The organism is Actinomadura sp. 9N215 (genome assembly GCF_044326345.1).
Taxonomy (GTDB): Bacteria; Actinomycetota; Actinomycetes; order Streptosporangiales; family Streptosporangiaceae; genus Spirillospora.
Genome location: NZ_JBIRBA010000014.1, coordinates 32,300 through 46,825, shown reverse-complemented (window position 1 = coordinate 46,825; position 14,526 = coordinate 32,300). Strand labels below are relative to the sequence as shown.

Annotated in this window: 10 protein-coding genes; 5 read left to right on the top strand and 5 right to left on the bottom strand. The window is 72.7% G+C overall.

The features are described 5' to 3' along the window. Position 1: 1 nt before the first annotated feature. The 3 genes from ACH34T_RS22985 to ACH34T_RS22975 are packed head-to-tail and all read left to right on the top strand — an operon-like array spanning position 2 to position 4,997. Positions 2 to 2,281: a pyridoxal-phosphate dependent enzyme gene (locus tag ACH34T_RS22985; protein WP_395994267.1), complete on the top strand. Its 2,280-nt coding sequence runs from the start codon at positions 2 to 4 to the stop codon at positions 2,279 to 2,281. Then, the gene (locus ACH34T_RS22980) at positions 2,278 to 3,486 is read left to right on the top strand and encodes an MFS transporter (protein ID WP_395994266.1); all 1,209 of its coding nucleotides are present in this window, start codon (positions 2,278 to 2,280) and stop codon (positions 3,484 to 3,486) included. Before ACH34T_RS22985 ends, ACH34T_RS22980 begins: the two co-directional genes overlap by 4 nt. Next, complete coding sequence (locus ACH34T_RS22975; protein WP_395994265.1) at positions 3,486 to 4,997, top strand: cation:proton antiporter; 1,512 nt, start codon at positions 3,486 to 3,488, stop codon at positions 4,995 to 4,997. Before ACH34T_RS22980 ends, ACH34T_RS22975 begins: the two co-directional genes overlap by 1 nt. On the opposite strand, the gene ACH34T_RS22970 is transcribed toward ACH34T_RS22975, so the two are convergent. Then, on the bottom strand, positions 4,957 to 6,171 hold the full coding sequence (locus ACH34T_RS22970; RefSeq protein ID WP_395994264.1) for an ROK family protein: 1,215 nt from the start codon (positions 6,169 to 6,171) through the stop codon (positions 4,957 to 4,959). The two genes, ACH34T_RS22975 and ACH34T_RS22970, sit on opposite strands and share 41 nt — an antisense overlap. Positions 6,172 to 6,259: 88 nt before the next feature. Between ACH34T_RS22970 and nagA the strand changes: the two genes are divergently transcribed. Both nagA and ACH34T_RS22960 read left to right on the top strand, forming a co-directional pair. Further along, the gene (gene nagA / locus ACH34T_RS22965) at positions 6,260 to 7,444 is read left to right on the top strand and encodes an N-acetylglucosamine-6-phosphate deacetylase (protein WP_395994263.1); all 1,185 of its coding nucleotides are present in this window, start codon (positions 6,260 to 6,262) and stop codon (positions 7,442 to 7,444) included. A 99-nt stretch (positions 7,445 to 7,543) separates the two neighbouring features. Beyond that, a complete protein-coding gene (locus ACH34T_RS22960) occupies positions 7,544 to 10,702 on the top strand; it encodes an ATP-binding protein (RefSeq protein WP_395994262.1) in 3,159 nt (1,052 codons plus the stop codon). A 28-nt stretch (positions 10,703 to 10,730) separates the two neighbouring features. Here the strand turns inward: ACH34T_RS22960 and ACH34T_RS22955 are convergent, their stop codons facing one another. From ACH34T_RS22955 to ACH34T_RS22940, 4 genes are all read right to left on the bottom strand, one after another. Further along, positions 10,731 to 11,579, bottom strand: coding sequence for an ABC transporter permease (locus ACH34T_RS22955; protein ID WP_395994261.1), 849 nt, complete (start codon positions 11,577 to 11,579; stop codon positions 10,731 to 10,733). After that, positions 11,576 to 12,574, bottom strand: coding sequence for an ATP-binding cassette domain-containing protein (locus ACH34T_RS22950; RefSeq protein WP_395994260.1), 999 nt, complete (start codon positions 12,572 to 12,574; stop codon positions 11,576 to 11,578). The genes ACH34T_RS22955 and ACH34T_RS22950 overlap by 4 nt, the downstream gene beginning before the upstream one ends. A gap of 26 nt (positions 12,575 to 12,600) precedes the next feature. Further along, entirely contained in the window at positions 12,601 to 13,179 is a 579-nt protein-coding gene (locus tag ACH34T_RS22945) for an NADPH-dependent FMN reductase (RefSeq protein ID WP_395994259.1), read from the bottom strand. Positions 13,180 to 13,292: 113 nt separating this feature from the next. After that, positions 13,293 to 14,501, bottom strand: a complete 1,209-nt coding sequence (locus ACH34T_RS22940) for a lactonase family protein (RefSeq protein ID WP_395994258.1) — start codon at positions 14,499 to 14,501, stop codon at positions 13,293 to 13,295. Positions 14,502 to 14,526: the final 25 nt, after the last annotated feature.

The window sequence follows — 14,526 nt, the reverse complement described above, 5'->3', positions numbered from 1 at the left end:
CATGTACGCCGACAGCCTGCTCGACGCCATAGGAAACACCCCGCTGGTCCGCCTTCGCATCCCCGCGGCCGAACACGCCGAGGTCTACGCGAAGCTGGAGGCGCAGAACCTCTTCGCCATCAAGGACCGCATGGCCAAACACGCGCTGCAGGAGGCGCGCCGCCGCGGGGAGCTCCGGCCCGGCGCGCCGATCGTGGAGAGCTCGTCGGGCACCATGGCCCTCGGCGTGGCGCTCGTCGGCACGCTGCTGGGCCATCCCGTGCACATCGTGACCGACCCGCGCATCGACCCGGTCACGCTGGCGAAGCTCAACGCGCTCGGTTGTGTCGTGCACATCGTCAAGGAGATGGACGACCGCGGCTGGCAGGGCGCGCGCCTGACCCGTCTGGCGGAGGTCATGGACGCCAACCCCGGGGCCTACTGGGTGCGGCAGTACGAGAATCCCGAGAACCCGGCGTCCTACGCGCCGTTGGCCGGCGAACTGGCCGCCGACCTCGACCGCATCGACATCCTGGTCGGCGCGGTGGGCAGCGGCGGTTCGCTGTGCGGCACCTCCCGCGCGCTGCGCGAGCTGATGCCGGACCTCTACACGGTGGGGGTGGACGCCGTGGGCAGCGTCATCTTCGACCAGCCGGACACTCCCGGCCGGCGGCAGTCGGGGCTCGGCAACAGCCTCCATCCGCCGAACGTCGACCGCTCCACGATCGACGAGGTGCACTGGCTGAACGACCATGAGGCGTTCGCCGCCACGCGCGAGCTCGCCGGTGAGCAGAAGCTGTTCTACGGCAACACCTCCGGCTCGGTCTACAAGGTGCTGCGCGGCCTGGCGGCGCGTGCCCGTCCGGGCACCAGAATCGTCGGGATCTTCGCCGACCGCGGCGACCGGTACATCGAGACCGTCTACAGCGACCATTACTGGGACGAGTGCAAGCTGAAGGCCGAACCGGTGGCGCGCAGGCCGCGCCAGGTGGAGCCGGCGACACCGGTGTCGGGGTGGTCGTACGCCGTCCTCAACGAGCGGCGGCGGTCGAGGACCTTCGTGTTCATCGAGTCGAACACGACCGGTTCGGGGATTCTGGCGCTGCGCCGCGCCCGCTCGCTGGGCTTCGAGCCTGTGCTGGTCACCAGCGACCCCGGCCGGTACCGCGGGCTTGAGACCGCGGCGCCGCGCATCGTCGACTGCGACACCAACGACCTGTCCGCGCTCCGCGAGACGCTGAACGCCGAGTTCGACCGCGGCGCCATCGCGGGCGTCTCCACGACCAGCGAGTTCTACCTGGACGCGGCGGCCTCGCTGTCCGCGGAACTCGGACTGCCGGGCGACGCCCCCGGCGCCGTCGCGACCTGCCGCGACAAGGCCGCGCTGCGCGAGGCGCTGCGCAAGGCGGGCGTCCGGCAGCCCGACTACGAGGTCATCACCGACCCGGGCCAGGTGGACGCCGCGTTCACCCGCCTCGGACCGCCCTGCGTCGTCAAGCCCGTCAACGACTCCGGGTCCACCGACGTGCTGCGCTGCGAGACCGTCGAGGAGGCCCGGCGGCAGGCGGCCCGCATCCTGGCGCGGACGACCAACGGACGCGGCCAGTCCGCGGCCCGTAAGGTGCTGGTCGAGGAGCTGCTCGACCACCCGGAGTACAGCCTGGAGATGTTCGGCGCGGACGGTGTGCACTCCCTGGTGACCGCCGTTGAGAAGACGTGCGGCGAGCCGCCGCACTTCGTCGAGCGGCGGCACATCCTGCCCGCGCCGCTGCCGGAGCCGGTGGTCGCCGACATGGCCGCGATGGTCCGCCGCGCGCTCGTGGCGGCGGGCGTCTCGCATGGCGCGACGCACACCGAGGTCAAGCTGACACCGGACGGGCCCGCGATCATCGAGATCAACCCCCGGCTCGCGGGCGGCATGATCCCCGAGCTGATCCGGCTGGCCACGGGCGTCGACCTGATCGAATGCCAGCTCAAGTCGGCCGCGGGCGCGGAGTACACGCTGCCCGACCGGATGGACGGCTGCGCCGGGATCGAGTTCCTGCTCCCGTCCGGTCGCGGCGTCGTGCAGGAGATCCGGGGCCTGGACGAGGCCCGTTCGGTGCCCGGCGTGGTCGAGGTCAGGATCACCGCGGAACGGGGCACGCCGGTCGGCCCGGCGGTCGACGCCTACGGCCGCGTCGGCTGGTTGATGGCCCGGGGCGACACCTGTGACGAGGTGGCGGCCGCCCTGAGCGCGGCGCGGGACGCCGTCGAGATCGTCCTGGGGGCCGATGGGCGCGGCCAGGCCGGACCGCGATGACCGCCAAGGACCCGCCGGCCGACACCGGCGCCGCCGGTCCCGGCCCGTGGCCGCTGCTGCGGAACACGGCCTGCCTGCAGTGGTACGCCGGGGCCCAGCTCACGCGGCTGCCCATCGCGATGGCGCCGCTGGCGTTCACGGCGCTGACGGCCGCGGTGACCGGCTCCTACACCACCGGAGCCGCGATGGTCTCGGCCATCATGATCGCTGAGGTGGTGTGCGCGATGCCGGTCGGCCGGCTGCTCGACCGCTTCGGCATCGCGCGCCCGCTGCGGGTTCTGCTGGTGTTCCGCGGGGCGGCCTACCTCGGCCTGCTCGCCGCGTCCCTGGGCGACATGCCGCCCGTGGTCCTCATCGCGCTGGCGGTGCTGGTGGGCGCGCTCGGGGGCGGGCTGCTGGGCGGCCTGCGCGCGCTGCTGACGGCCGTGGTCGGGGAGTCGCTGCTGGCCAGGGCGGTCGCCGTCAACGCGATGCTGGTGGAGGGAGTGATCGTCGGCGGTCCGCTGTTGGTGGCGCTGCTGACCCAGATCTCGGCGACCACCCCGATCCTGATCATGGCGATGGCGTCCGCGGCGGCGGCGCTGTTCGTCCCCGGCGGGCAGGCCGGGGCCAGGACCGGGCGGCGCGTGGGTCCGGCCGGCGCGCTGGTGAAGCCGCTGTTCGGCTGGGCGTTCGGCGTGTTCGCCCTCGGGCACCTGCTGAGCACCATCGAGGTCGCCGCGCTGCCCCTGGCCGACCGCTACGGCGGGGGCACCGGGCTGGCCTCGATCCTCGTGGCCACGCTGTGCGCCGCGGCCATCGGCGGCGGCGCGGTGTACTCCCTGCGCGACCGGCGGGCGACCGTCGGCCTGGCCGTGGTGCTGCTGCTGGTCCTGGCCGGCGGCGGCCTCACGGTCACGCTCGCGCCCAACCTGCCCGTCATGCTCGTGGGCGCCGCCGCCGCGGGCCTGTGCACGGCCCCGCTCAGCGCGGTCAGCTCGGTCGCCGCCGAGTCCCGGGTACCGCCCACGCGCCGCGCCGAGGGATTCGCCCTGCTGAACACCGCGCAGGGGCTCGGGTTCGGCGTCGGCGCCAGCACCCTGTCGGTTCTCCCGCTCTCCGCCGTCGGCCTGCTCGGCTGCGCGTCCGCGGTGCTGGCGGCGCTGGTGATCGCGACCACGCAGGGCCGCGAGCCTGACGCGGCCGACACCCCGGAGACACCGTGATGACCGCCGGCCAGGACCCTCGGCCCGCGACGGCCCGCCGATACCGCTCGGCCATCGCCTACACCGTCGTGGTGATCGTCCCCCTCACCGCCGTGTTCCTCCTGATCAGATACGGGACGCACAACACGGGGACGGCGCCGGCCGACACCACGACCACCTCCGGCACGGTCTTCCGGTTACTGCTGTCCGCGTCCATCGTGATCCTGACCGCGCACGCGGGCGGCCTGCTCTGCCGGCGGCTCGGCCTGCCCCGGCTGGTCGGCGAGATGATCGCCGGCATAGCGCTCGGCCCCTCCGTCCTGGGCGCGCTGCTTCCCCGCGCCCAGACCGCGCTCTTCGGCCACGAGACCTACGACCTCATCAACGTCCTCGCCCAGCTCGGCGTGCTGCTGTTCATGTTCGTCATCGGACTCGAACTGCCGGTGACCCTGCTCCGCAGATCCGGCACGACCCCCCTGGTCATCGGACACGGCACCCTGGCCCTCCCGCTCCTGACCGGCGCGCTCCTCGCCATGTGGCTGCCCGCGAGCCTGCGTCCGCCGGACGCCCCCCAGGCCGCGTACACGTTGTTCGTCGGCCTCGCGCTCAGCGTGACGGCACTGCCGGTGCTCGCCCGGATCCTCACCGAGAGCGGCCGGATCGGCACCCGCACCGGCGCCCTCGGACTCGCCGGCGCGGCCGTCTGCGACATCACCGCCTGGGCGATCCTCGCGCTCGTGATCGCCCTGATCCACGGCGACGGCTACCACGGCCCTGTCCTGACACTGGCGCTCACCATGGGCTTCGCCCTCGTCATGTGGTTCGCCGCCCGCCCGCTGGTCGCACGCCTCGCCCGCGCCGCCCAGCACGACCACCGGTGGTCCGGCGCGCTCGTCGCCTCGTGCCTCGGCGGGCTGGTCGTCTCCGCGCTGATCACCGAACTCGTCGGCGTCCACATGATCTTCGGCGCGTTCCTCGCCGGACTGGTCGCGCCGCGCACGGCACCGGTGATCACGCGCCTGGCGACGACCGTCAACAGCCTCACCTCGTGGTTCCTGCTGCCGCTGTTCTTCGCCCTCATCGGGCTCAAGACCGACCTCGGCGACCTCGCCGGGACCACCAACATCGCGCTCTGCGCCGGCATCGTCACCGCCGCCGTCGCCGCCAAGTGCGCGGCCACCGCCTCCAGCGCCCGGCTCACGGGCCTGAGCTGGCGCGACACCAGAGACCTGTCGATGATGATGAGCGCGCGCGGCGTCACCGAGCTGGTGATGCTGAACATCGGGCTCACGCTCGGCCTCATCACCGAGCGCCTGTTCGCCATGCTCGTCGTGATGGCCCTCGCGACAACCGTCCTGTCCAGCCTGACCCTCAAATCACCCCCGCGCGGCACACCGGAACCCGAGGGGAAACCGCCACGCCCCCGCAACGCCCCCGAACCGGCCGCCGTCCCACCGGCCTCCCGAACCGATGAACGCCGGGTCTTCGGGCTCATGACGGGGCGGCGGGCAGGGCCGTGCGCGGTTCTCTGAGCAGTGGGGCGAAGGCTCGTTCGGCCGCGCCCACGAGGGCGGGGGCTGGGAGATCGCCTGTGACGATCTGAATGTGGCCGGTGCGGGCGACGACGGACGACGCCATCAGCCCGTCGCGCACGAAGTCCCCGGCGGCGCGGTACAGGTCGGCCAGAAAGCCCATGAGCACCACGCGTTCTGGAGCGAGCGTGTTGACGAGACTGGTCAGGCCCGTGACCAGGTGACCGGCGGTGACGCGGACCGCCTCCCCCGCGGCGCGGTCACCGGCCGCGGCGGCGTCGAAGACCTCGGCGACGGTGCCGGCATGGCCGCGGTCGGGGCGACGTCCGGCGGCGCGTGACAGCGCGCGCGCGTCGGCGTGCATCTCCAGGCAGCCGCGTGCACCGCAGGGGCATCGCAGGCCCCCGGGCTCCACGATGATGTGGCCGGCCTCCAAGGCGTAGCCGGCGCCGGTGAGCGGTATGCCCGCGTCGACGAACCCGCCGCCGATGCCGACATGCTCGCAGCTCAAGGCCAGCATGCTCGTGGCGCCGCGTCCGGCCCCGTAACGGAACTCGGCCAGGACGGCCAGCGTCGCGGCTCGTCCCACGGCAATGGGGATGGCGGTCGGCATCGTCCCGGCCAGGTGCCGCGCCAGCGGTACGCCGTCCCAGCCCAGGTTCAGGGCGGACCGGACGAAGCCGTCAGACTCCCTGATGAAGCCGGGCATCGCGATACACACCCCAGCGCATCGGCGGTCGGTCCGGTGCGCGGCGTCGGAGACCGCGCCGGCCAGTATCGGTATGAGGACGCCGGGGTCCGTCTCGGCCCTGCTCAGAACGCGTTCGCGGACGTGACCGATCCTGCGGTCGAGTCCGACGAGGCCGACCGTCATCCTGTCCGCGCTCAGCTGGAGGGCGACGGCCACGGGCCCGTCGGGATTCACCTCGACGACGGGAGACGGCCTGCCGCGTCCGGCCGGGGCGCCGGGGGAACGGCGTGGCGGTTCGCCGACGCGGACCAGATCCAGCTCCGTCAGGTCGCTCAGGGCGGCGCCCACCGCGCTCGCGGCCAGCCCGAGTTCGGCCGTGACCGCCGCGCGGGTCAGCGGGCCGGACCGATGCAACAGAGTGAGGACTCGCGCCGCCGCCGACCCGCCGTCGTCGCCGACACCTCGCCTACCGATCGCGACCAAGAGTCCCGTCCCTGCGCCTAGATTATTTTCTCTGAGAGAAGATAATATCCCTCCCAGCAGCCGACGACACCCGACAAAGGGGAAGGCCATGATCCTCGCCAACGCCCGCGTAGTGACACCCGACCGGCTACTGGATCCCGGATGGGTCGCTCTGGACGGTCTCCGGATCACGGCCGTGGGAGCCGGAGACCCGCCGCGATCGGCCGACGGCGAGGTTCACGATCTCGGATCGGACTACGTGCTGCCCGGGTTCGTGGATCTGCACATGCACGGCGGCGACGGCGCTCAGGTCACCACGGAGGATCCACAGGAGATCCTGCGGGCGATCGCCTTTCACCGCCGTCACGGAACCACGCGCACGCTGGCCAGCCTCGTCACCTCACCGGTCGAGGAGATGGCGGCCGCGGCCCGCACGGTGGCCGCCCTCATGCGGTCACCCGATCCGCTGCACCGGTCGATCGCCGGGATCCACCTCGAAGGGCCGTTCCTCAACCCGGACCACCGGGGCGCCCATCACAACGACTACGTCCTCGCGCCGGACGTCGGCGCGTTGCGGCACCTGCTCGCCAGCGGCGACGGCGCCGTCCGCACCGTCACCCTCGCGCCCGAACTGGACGGCGGGATGGACCTCGTCCGCGAAGTCGTCGCCTCGGGCGCGGTCGTGGCGGTGGGGCACACCGACGCCAGCTACGACGAAGCGCACCAGGCGTTCGAGGCGGGCGCCAGCATGGCCACCCACCTGTTCAACGCGATGCGGCCGTTCCACCATCGAGAGCCGGGTCCGGCCGGCGCCGCGCTCACCCACGACAACGTCACATGCGAGCTCATCAACGACGGCGTCCACCTGCACAGCGCGACCACACGCCTCGCGTTCGCCGCCGCGGGCGCCGAACGCATCGCCCTGGTCACCGATGCCACCCCGGCGGCCGGGGTCAGCGACGGACGGTTCAACCTGGGGCCACTGCCCGTCCTCGCCCGCGACGGCAAGGTCACGCTGCTCGACGGCGTCACCAACGCGGGCAGCACCCTCACGATGGACCGCGCGCTGCGCCATGCCGTCCGCTGCGTCGGAGTCCCGATCACCCAGGCCGCCGTCGCCGCCGCCACCACGCCGGCGCGCATGCTCGGGCTGGGAGGACAGACCGGGAGCATCGAGCCCGGGAAGGACGCCGACCTCGTCGTCCTCACGGACGACCTGCACGTGCGCACGGTCATTTCCTACGGCACGGTCGTCCACGGGACGCTGGCGTCGACCGCCGACCTCCTCCCCTAGGTGGAGCAGGCGCCCTCCCGCTCTGGTGGTCCACGACAGGTGACGGCTTGACCGGATACCGTTTCGGCAAGCGCCGCCGACGAAAGCCGACCGCCCAAAATGACACCAGTGCTGATCGGGAGGGACCACCCCGCCGGTGTCCTGCGCGCCGAGATCGGCCGGGCCGCCGACAGTCACGGCGGGCTGGTCCTGATCACCGGCGAGGCCGGGATCGGCAAGACCACGCTGGTGACCGAGGCCGTGGAGGAGGCCAGACGGCAGGGCGCGCTCGTGCTCAGCGGATCGTGCTGGGATTCCGACAGCGCCCCCGGCTACTGGCCGTGGGTCCAGGTGATCCGGTCGCTGCGCCGCGTCGCCGCCCCTGAGGAGTGGGCGGAGGTGGAGGGCGCGACGGCCGGCGGGCTGTCGGTGCTGCTGGGCGAGTCCGGGACCGGCGACCCCGCCGAAGGGTTCCGGCTGTACGACGCCGTGACCACTGCGCTCGTGTCGGTCTCACAGTGCCGACCGGTGGTGGTCGTCCTCGACGACCTGCACTGGGCCGACCCGGCGTCCCTCAAGCTGCTGGAGTTCGCCGCCCAGCACACGTGGTTCGAACGGCTGCTGCTCGTCGGCACGTACCGGGACGTCGAGGTCGAGTGGGCCGAGCACCCGCTGCGGTCGCGGATGCTGACGCTGGTGGCGAAGGCGACCACGGTGACGCTGACCGGCCTCGACCGGGACGCGGTCGGCGCGCTGATGTCCCGGACGGCCGGGCGGCCGCCCGACGACGGCCTCGTCACCGAGGTGCACCGCCGGACCGGCGGCAACCCGTTCTTCGTGGAGCAGACGGCCAGGCTGTGGCGCAGCGGCGGTTCGGTCACGGCGATCGCCCCCGGCGTGCGGGAGGCGCTGCGGCGGCGGCTGTCGCTGTTGCCCGCGGCGGTCACCCGGCTGCTCACCGACGCGGCGGTGCTCGGACGGGAGTTCCACCGCCAGGTCCTCGCGGCCTGCGCGGCGGCGCCGGTGGCCAGCGTCGACCGGCTGCTCGACCAGGCGTCGTCGGCCCGGCTGGTGACGTCACTCGGCGGGGGCCGGTTCGCGTTCGCGCACGACCTCGTCCGCGAGACGCTGTACGAGTCGCTCGACGAGGACGCGGCGCGGCGGCGGCACGCGGCGGTCGTCGAGGCCGTCGACGCCGCCCCGGCCCTGCGCGACAAGATGCTGGTGACCGAGCTGGCCCGGCACGCCCACCTGTCCGGCGACGAGTTGGAGACCGCGCGGGCGGTGGAGCTGCTGGAGGCCGCGGCCCGCGACGCCGGCGACCGGCTGGCCTTCGAGGAGGCCGCCGGGCACTACCGCCGGGCGCTGGAGCGGGCCGGCCCCGACTCGACCGCGGGCCTGCGGGTCGCGCTGGACCTGGGCAGACAGCTGCGCGCCCTGGGCGACCATGACGACAGCCGGCGGATCTTCGACGAGACCGTCACGGCCGCCCGCTCGTTCGGCACCCCCGAGATGCTCGCCCGGGTAGCGCTCGGCCTGTACCTCTACGACGAGGACGCCGAGCGGGCCGCGCTCAAGGTGGACCTCCTGCACGAGGCCCGCGACCTGCTGGTCAGCACGGGCAAGGCGTCCGGCGACGAGGTGCCGGCGGGCCCCGGGTCCAGCGACCGCCTCGCTCAGGAGCTGGCGGTCCAGCTGGGCTCGGCGGCCGAGGAGGCGGGGGACGACGAGGCGCTCTCGTTCAGCCTGTGGGCCCGGCACGCCCTGATCTGGGGGCCCGGAACCGCGGTCGAGCGCGAGGCGCTGACCAGGGCGATGACCGAGGTCGGGCGCCGTACCGGCGACCACGTGATGGAGCACTTCGCCGGGTCGCTGCGCTGGGTGGCGCTGCTGGAGCAGGGCGACCCGCGCTTCCTCGACCAGTACCACGAGTTCGTCGCCCAGGCCGAGCGCAACGGGCGGCCCCGGTTCAGCCTCGCCTCGATCGCCGACCAGAGCATCATCACGGGCTTCCTCGGCCGGTTCGACGCCGCCGACGACCTGCTCGACCAGGCGGACGCCTTCGGCACGCTGCTCCCCGGCGAGTGGGCGATCATGTTCCGGCACCTGCGGTGGGCGCTGCGGCTGCTGGAGGGCCGGTTCGACGATTCGGACGCGGTGCACCGGGCCCTGACCGACGTCGCTCACCCGTACGCGCGGCTGCTCGAAGCCCTGACGGCGGTCCAGCGCGGCGAGGTGGATGCGGCGCTGGCCCACGTCCAGCGGTACGAGGATGTCGCCGAGCCGTATCCGCCCACCATCATGCCGATGTGGCTGCGGCTGAAGGCGCAGGTGGCGGCGGCTCTGCGCGACCCGGTGCGCTGCGCGAAGGCGCGCGCGGACCTCGCGCCGTACGCGGGGTTGTGGGCGGTGTCGATGTGGGGCTGCGACATCGGCGGGCCCATGATCCACTGGTCGGCGCTGGCCGACCTGGCCGAGGAGCGCTGGGACGACGCGATCGCGGGCTTCACCGAGGCTTCCCGGTCCGCCGACCTGCTCAAGTCGCGTCCCTGGTCGGCCGAGGCCAGGTCGCGGCTGGCCGAGGCCCTGCTGGGCCGTGGCGGGCCGGGCGACGCGGAGGCCGCCGCCGAACTGCTGGACGAGGCCGCCCGGGTGGCCGCCGAGATCGGGATGCGGCACGTCCGGCAGCGCGTCCAGGAGCTTCGGGCCGAGCCCGCGGTTCCGGCGGAGCCGGGGAACGTGTTCCGCTTCGACGGGCAGGTCTGGACGCTCACGTACGCCGGCCGGACGGTCCACGTACCCGACGGCAAGGGCCTGCACGACCTGCACACGCTGCTGGAACGTCCAGGCGCTGACGTGCCCGCCGTGCGGCTGCTGAGCCCGGAGGGCGGCGAGGTCGTGATCGCGGCGCGGCGGATGGGCGGCGACGCCGTGCTCGACGAGGAGGCCAAGGCGCGGTACAAGCGCCGCCTGGAGGTCCTGGACGAGGAGATCGACCAGGCCGCGTCCCTCGGCGACGACCGGCGCGCGGCCGAGTACGACCGGGAACGGGCCGCGCTGCTGGACGAGCTGCGCGCCGCCGCCGGCCTGGCGGGACGCACCCGGCGCCTGGGCGACGAGGCCGAGCGGGCCCGCAAGACGGTCACCGCCCGCATCAAGGACACGCTGCGCAAGCTCGACCAGCGGCACCCCGAGCTCGCCGCCCATCTCAGGGACGCGGTCTCCACCGGGTCGTCCTGCTCCTACCGGCCGGAACGCGAGATCGCCTGGCGCCTGTGAGGGCGGCCAGGCGATCTCGGTGTCCCGACTACTTGCGGTTGTAGAGCCGCATCGTGACCGTTCCGAAGGCCGCGACGAGCACGATCCCCCAGACGAGCACCCACATGAGCTCGCCGCCGTCGGCGTCGCCCGCCATCAGGCCGCGGACGGAGTCCACCACCTGCGTCACCGGGTTGACGTCGACGAACGCCTGAAGCCAGCCGGGCATGGTGTTCGGATTGACGAAGACGTTGCTGAGGAAGGTGAGCGGGAACAGCACGAACATGCTGACCGACATCACCGCCTTCTCGCCGCGCATCAGCAGGCCGACCATCGTCCAGATCCAGGAGAAGGCGAACGAGAACGCCACCAGCACCGCGATCCCGGCCACCACCCCGATCGGGCCGCCGTCCGGGCGGAAGCCCAGGATCAGGCCGAGGACGAGGATCACGATCGACGCCATGGTGTAGCGGAACATGTCGCCGAGCAGGTAGCCGACCATCGGGGACGGCCGCCAGATCGGCAGGGTGCGGAACCGGTCGAAGACGCCCTTCTCGATGTCGATGTTGACCGCGACGCCGGTGTACATGGTGGTCATCACCACGCTCATCACCATGATCCCCGGCAGCAGGAACTGCAGGTACTCCTTGGTCGACCCGGCCAGCGCGCCGCCGAACAGGTAGGTGAACATCAGCACCATCATCACCGGGAAGATGGTGACGTCGAACAGCTGCTCGGGCACGTGCTTGATCTTCAGCATGGCCCGCCAGCCGAAGGTGATCGAGGTCGACAGGGCGCCCGGTCTCGCCGGACGGTCGCCCCTCGCCAGCACCGTGCTGAGGGTCTCCGCCGACGGGACGTACGGCGAAGCGGTCGTCTCGTGTGTCGTGGTGCTCATGCCGCCACCTCTGCTTCCTTCGCGTCGTCCTCGGCGGGGTGACCGGTCAGGGTCAGGAACACCTCGTCCAGGCTGGGCTGGCCGAGGGAGAAGTCGTCCACGGTGATCCCGGCGTGGGACAGTTCGGCCAGGGCGCGGGACGCCTGCTCCGCCGCGCCGAGCTTGGTCTCGTCGCCGGAGATGCGGGCGGTGAGCGCGACCGGGTCGGCCTCCAGCTGCACGGACGCGCCGAGTTCCCGGGCCAGCACCTCCTCGGCCTGCGGACGCTGCGCCGCGTCCCGCAGCCGGACGTGCACCGCGCCGGCGCCGATCGAGGACTTCAGCTCTCCCGGCGTCCCCTCGGCGATCACCTTGCCGTGGTCGACGACCGCGATCCGGGCGGCGAGCTGGTCGGCCTCGTCGAGGTACTGCGTGGTCAGCAGCACCGTGGTGCCGTGCGCCACCACCAGGCGGACGATCTCCCAGACCTGGTTGCGGCTGCGCGGGTCGAGGCCGGTGGTGGGCTCGTCGAGGAACAGCAGGTCGGGGGTGTTCAGGATGCTGGCCGCGATGTCGATGCGCCGCCGCATCCCGCCCGAGTAGTTCTTGACCTGCTTGTCGGCGGCGTCCGTCAGCCCGAAGGCCTCCAGCAGCTGGCCCGCCCGGTCCCGGGCCGCCGGCTTGCGGTGGCCCAGCAGCCGGCCGAGCAGGATCAGGTTCTCGGTCCCGGTGAGGTCCTCGTCGACCGACGCGTACTGCCCGGTCAGGCTCACCTTGCCGCGGACGGCGTCGGCCTCCTTCTTGACGTCGAGGCCGAACACCCGGGCCTGGCCGCCGTCGGGCCGCAGCAGGGTGGCCAGCACCCGCACGGCCGTGGTCTTCCCCGCCCCGTTGGGGCCGAGCACGCCGTACACCATGCCGGTGGGCACCTGGAGGTCGAGGCCGTCCAGGGCCCGTGTCTTCCCGAAGGTCTTGACCAGCCCCTCGGTCTCGATCGCCAAATCGTGCTGACTCATGATGTGTCCTCTCCGTGTGTGGGGGTTCAGGAGACGTAGGGGCGCGCCGCGCGACCGGCCCGCAGGGCCAGGCCCCACCAGGTGAGCTGGTCGAGCATCGACCTGACGCTCTGCGCCGGCACGTCCGCCTGGCACGGGCGGCCGCAGTCGTCGACGCTTCCGTCCAGCAGGTCGAAGCTCACCCAGCAGGGCATGGTCACGCTGTGCAGGCCCGTGAAGACCGTGCGGAGCTGCTCCACCGCGTACAGCCCGGTGGAGCCCATCCCGTACGACACGAAGCCGACCGGTTTGGCCTGCCACTCGTCGTAGGCGTAGTCGATCGCCTCCTTCAAGGCGGCCGGGAAGCTCCGGTTGTACTCCGGGGTGATCACCACGAAGGCCTCCGCGCCGCCCACCTGGGCGGTGAACTCGGCGACCCCCGGGGTGACCGTCCTCGGGTACCGGGCCGGGAACCGGGCGTCCAGCAGGTCGATGACGGCGACCTCAAGGTCGTCACGCCGCCGTGCCTGCTCGGCGAACCAGCAGCCGATCCGGTCGCCCACCCGTCCCTCGCGAGTGCTGCCGACGATGACCGCCACCCGCAGGGGCGCCGCGTCATGGGTCATCGGGTGCCTCCCCCTAGATCCTCGGGTGTTCACCCGGAAGGCGCCAGAACCCGCGCGGCACCCCGCTAGATCGGATCTAGCACACGAATACCACGAAGTCAGGCACCGGTCTCCTATCGCGGGGCGCGGGACGCGGTCCTGCGCGAGGGCAGCACGTTGATCGAGTGGAAGGCGGGGCGCGGGCCGTTCGAGGCGGCCGTCTGGACGAGGTCGAGCGTGCCGTCCGGGGCCACCGCGAACGCGTTGACGATGCTCTCGGTGTAGTCGCTGACGTACATGTGGCGCCCGTCCACCGAGAATCCGACGCCGATCGGACTGGCCATCGTGACGCGCCGGGGCTTTTCGGTGAGGCTCCCGTCGTCGCCGATCGTGAAGCCCAGCACCTGGCCCGCGCGCGCGTCCGGGTCGTTGCCCTCGACGCCGACCGCGGCGACGTACAGGCCGCGTCCGTCCGGGCTTATCCCGGCGCCCTCCGGGAAGTCGCCGCCGCCGACGGGTGAGCGCGGCACGGGCGTGAGAGCGCCGCCGGAGCCGATGCGGAACCCGTGCACGTCGTTCGAGATCTGGTTCACGACGTAGACGAAACGGCCGTCCGGGGTGATGACGGTCTCCGCGCCGGAGATCCCGATCTCCTTCCGCGCGACCTCGCGGCCGACGGAGCCGTCCGCTCGCAGGGCGAAGCCGGTCATCACGGTCGGCGTGGTGTCGCGTGTCGAGCCGTGGCTGACGTACACGAACCGGCCGCCCGGGGTCACGGCGACGCCCTTGGCGGCCTCCGCCCCGGTGTCCACCGGGCGCAGCGGCGTGAGCTCGCCCCTCGTCCCGACCGTGAACGGCGACAGCAGGCGGGTGCCCGAGTTGCTCACGTAGATCGTCTTTCCGTCCGGGGCGATCGCCATCGCGAACGGCCCGGGGGTCTCGACCTCGCCGAGGCGTTCGAGCGCGCCACCGGACCCGATCCGGAACCTCACCACCCGGTTGACCAGGGTGTTCGCCAGGAAGGCGAATCGCAGGTCGGGCGTGAAGACCATGCTGCGCGCCCCGCCGCGGTCGCCCAGCGTCACCGCGTCGACCGGCGTCAGGGCGCCGGTGCCGCCGATCGAGAAGCGGGTGACGTTGGCGATGCCGCCGACGTTCGCGCTGTTCGTCACGTAGACCGTGCGCCCGCCGGGGGACGCGGCGCTCCACCGCGCCGCCGCCCGGCTCGGACCAGCCGCAGCCCCAGCCGGTCCGGCCGCCGATAAGGGCACGGCCACGGCCGCGACGGTAAGCAGGCCGACGGCGGCGTCGATCGCCACCCGGCCACGAACGAGTCGTCGCATGAGGGAACCTCCCACGTGTGTTCAC

Coding starts and splice junctions, on each gene's coding strand:
- ACH34T_RS22985 (WP_395994267.1), top strand. CDS start 2: ATGTACGCCGACAGCCTGCTCGACGCCATAGGAAACACCCCGCTGGTC.
- ACH34T_RS22980 (WP_395994266.1), top strand. CDS start 2,278: ATGACCGCCAAGGACCCGCCGGCCGACACCGGCGCCGCCGGTCCCGGC.
- ACH34T_RS22975 (WP_395994265.1), top strand. CDS start 3,486: ATGACCGCCGGCCAGGACCCTCGGCCCGCGACGGCCCGCCGATACCGC.
- nagA (WP_395994263.1), top strand. CDS start 6,260: ATGATCCTCGCCAACGCCCGCGTAGTGACACCCGACCGGCTACTGGAT.
- ACH34T_RS22960 (WP_395994262.1), top strand. CDS start 7,544: ATGACACCAGTGCTGATCGGGAGGGACCACCCCGCCGGTGTCCTGCGC.
- ACH34T_RS22955 (WP_395994261.1), bottom strand. CDS start 11,579: ATGAGCACCACGACACACGAGACGACCGCTTCGCCGTACGTCCCGTCG.
- ACH34T_RS22950 (WP_395994260.1), bottom strand. CDS start 12,574: ATGAGTCAGCACGATTTGGCGATCGAGACCGAGGGGCTGGTCAAGACC.
- ACH34T_RS22945 (WP_395994259.1), bottom strand. CDS start 13,179: ATGACCCATGACGCGGCGCCCCTGCGGGTGGCGGTCATCGTCGGCAGC.
- ACH34T_RS22940 (WP_395994258.1), bottom strand. CDS start 14,501: ATGCGACGACTCGTTCGTGGCCGGGTGGCGATCGACGCCGCCGTCGGC.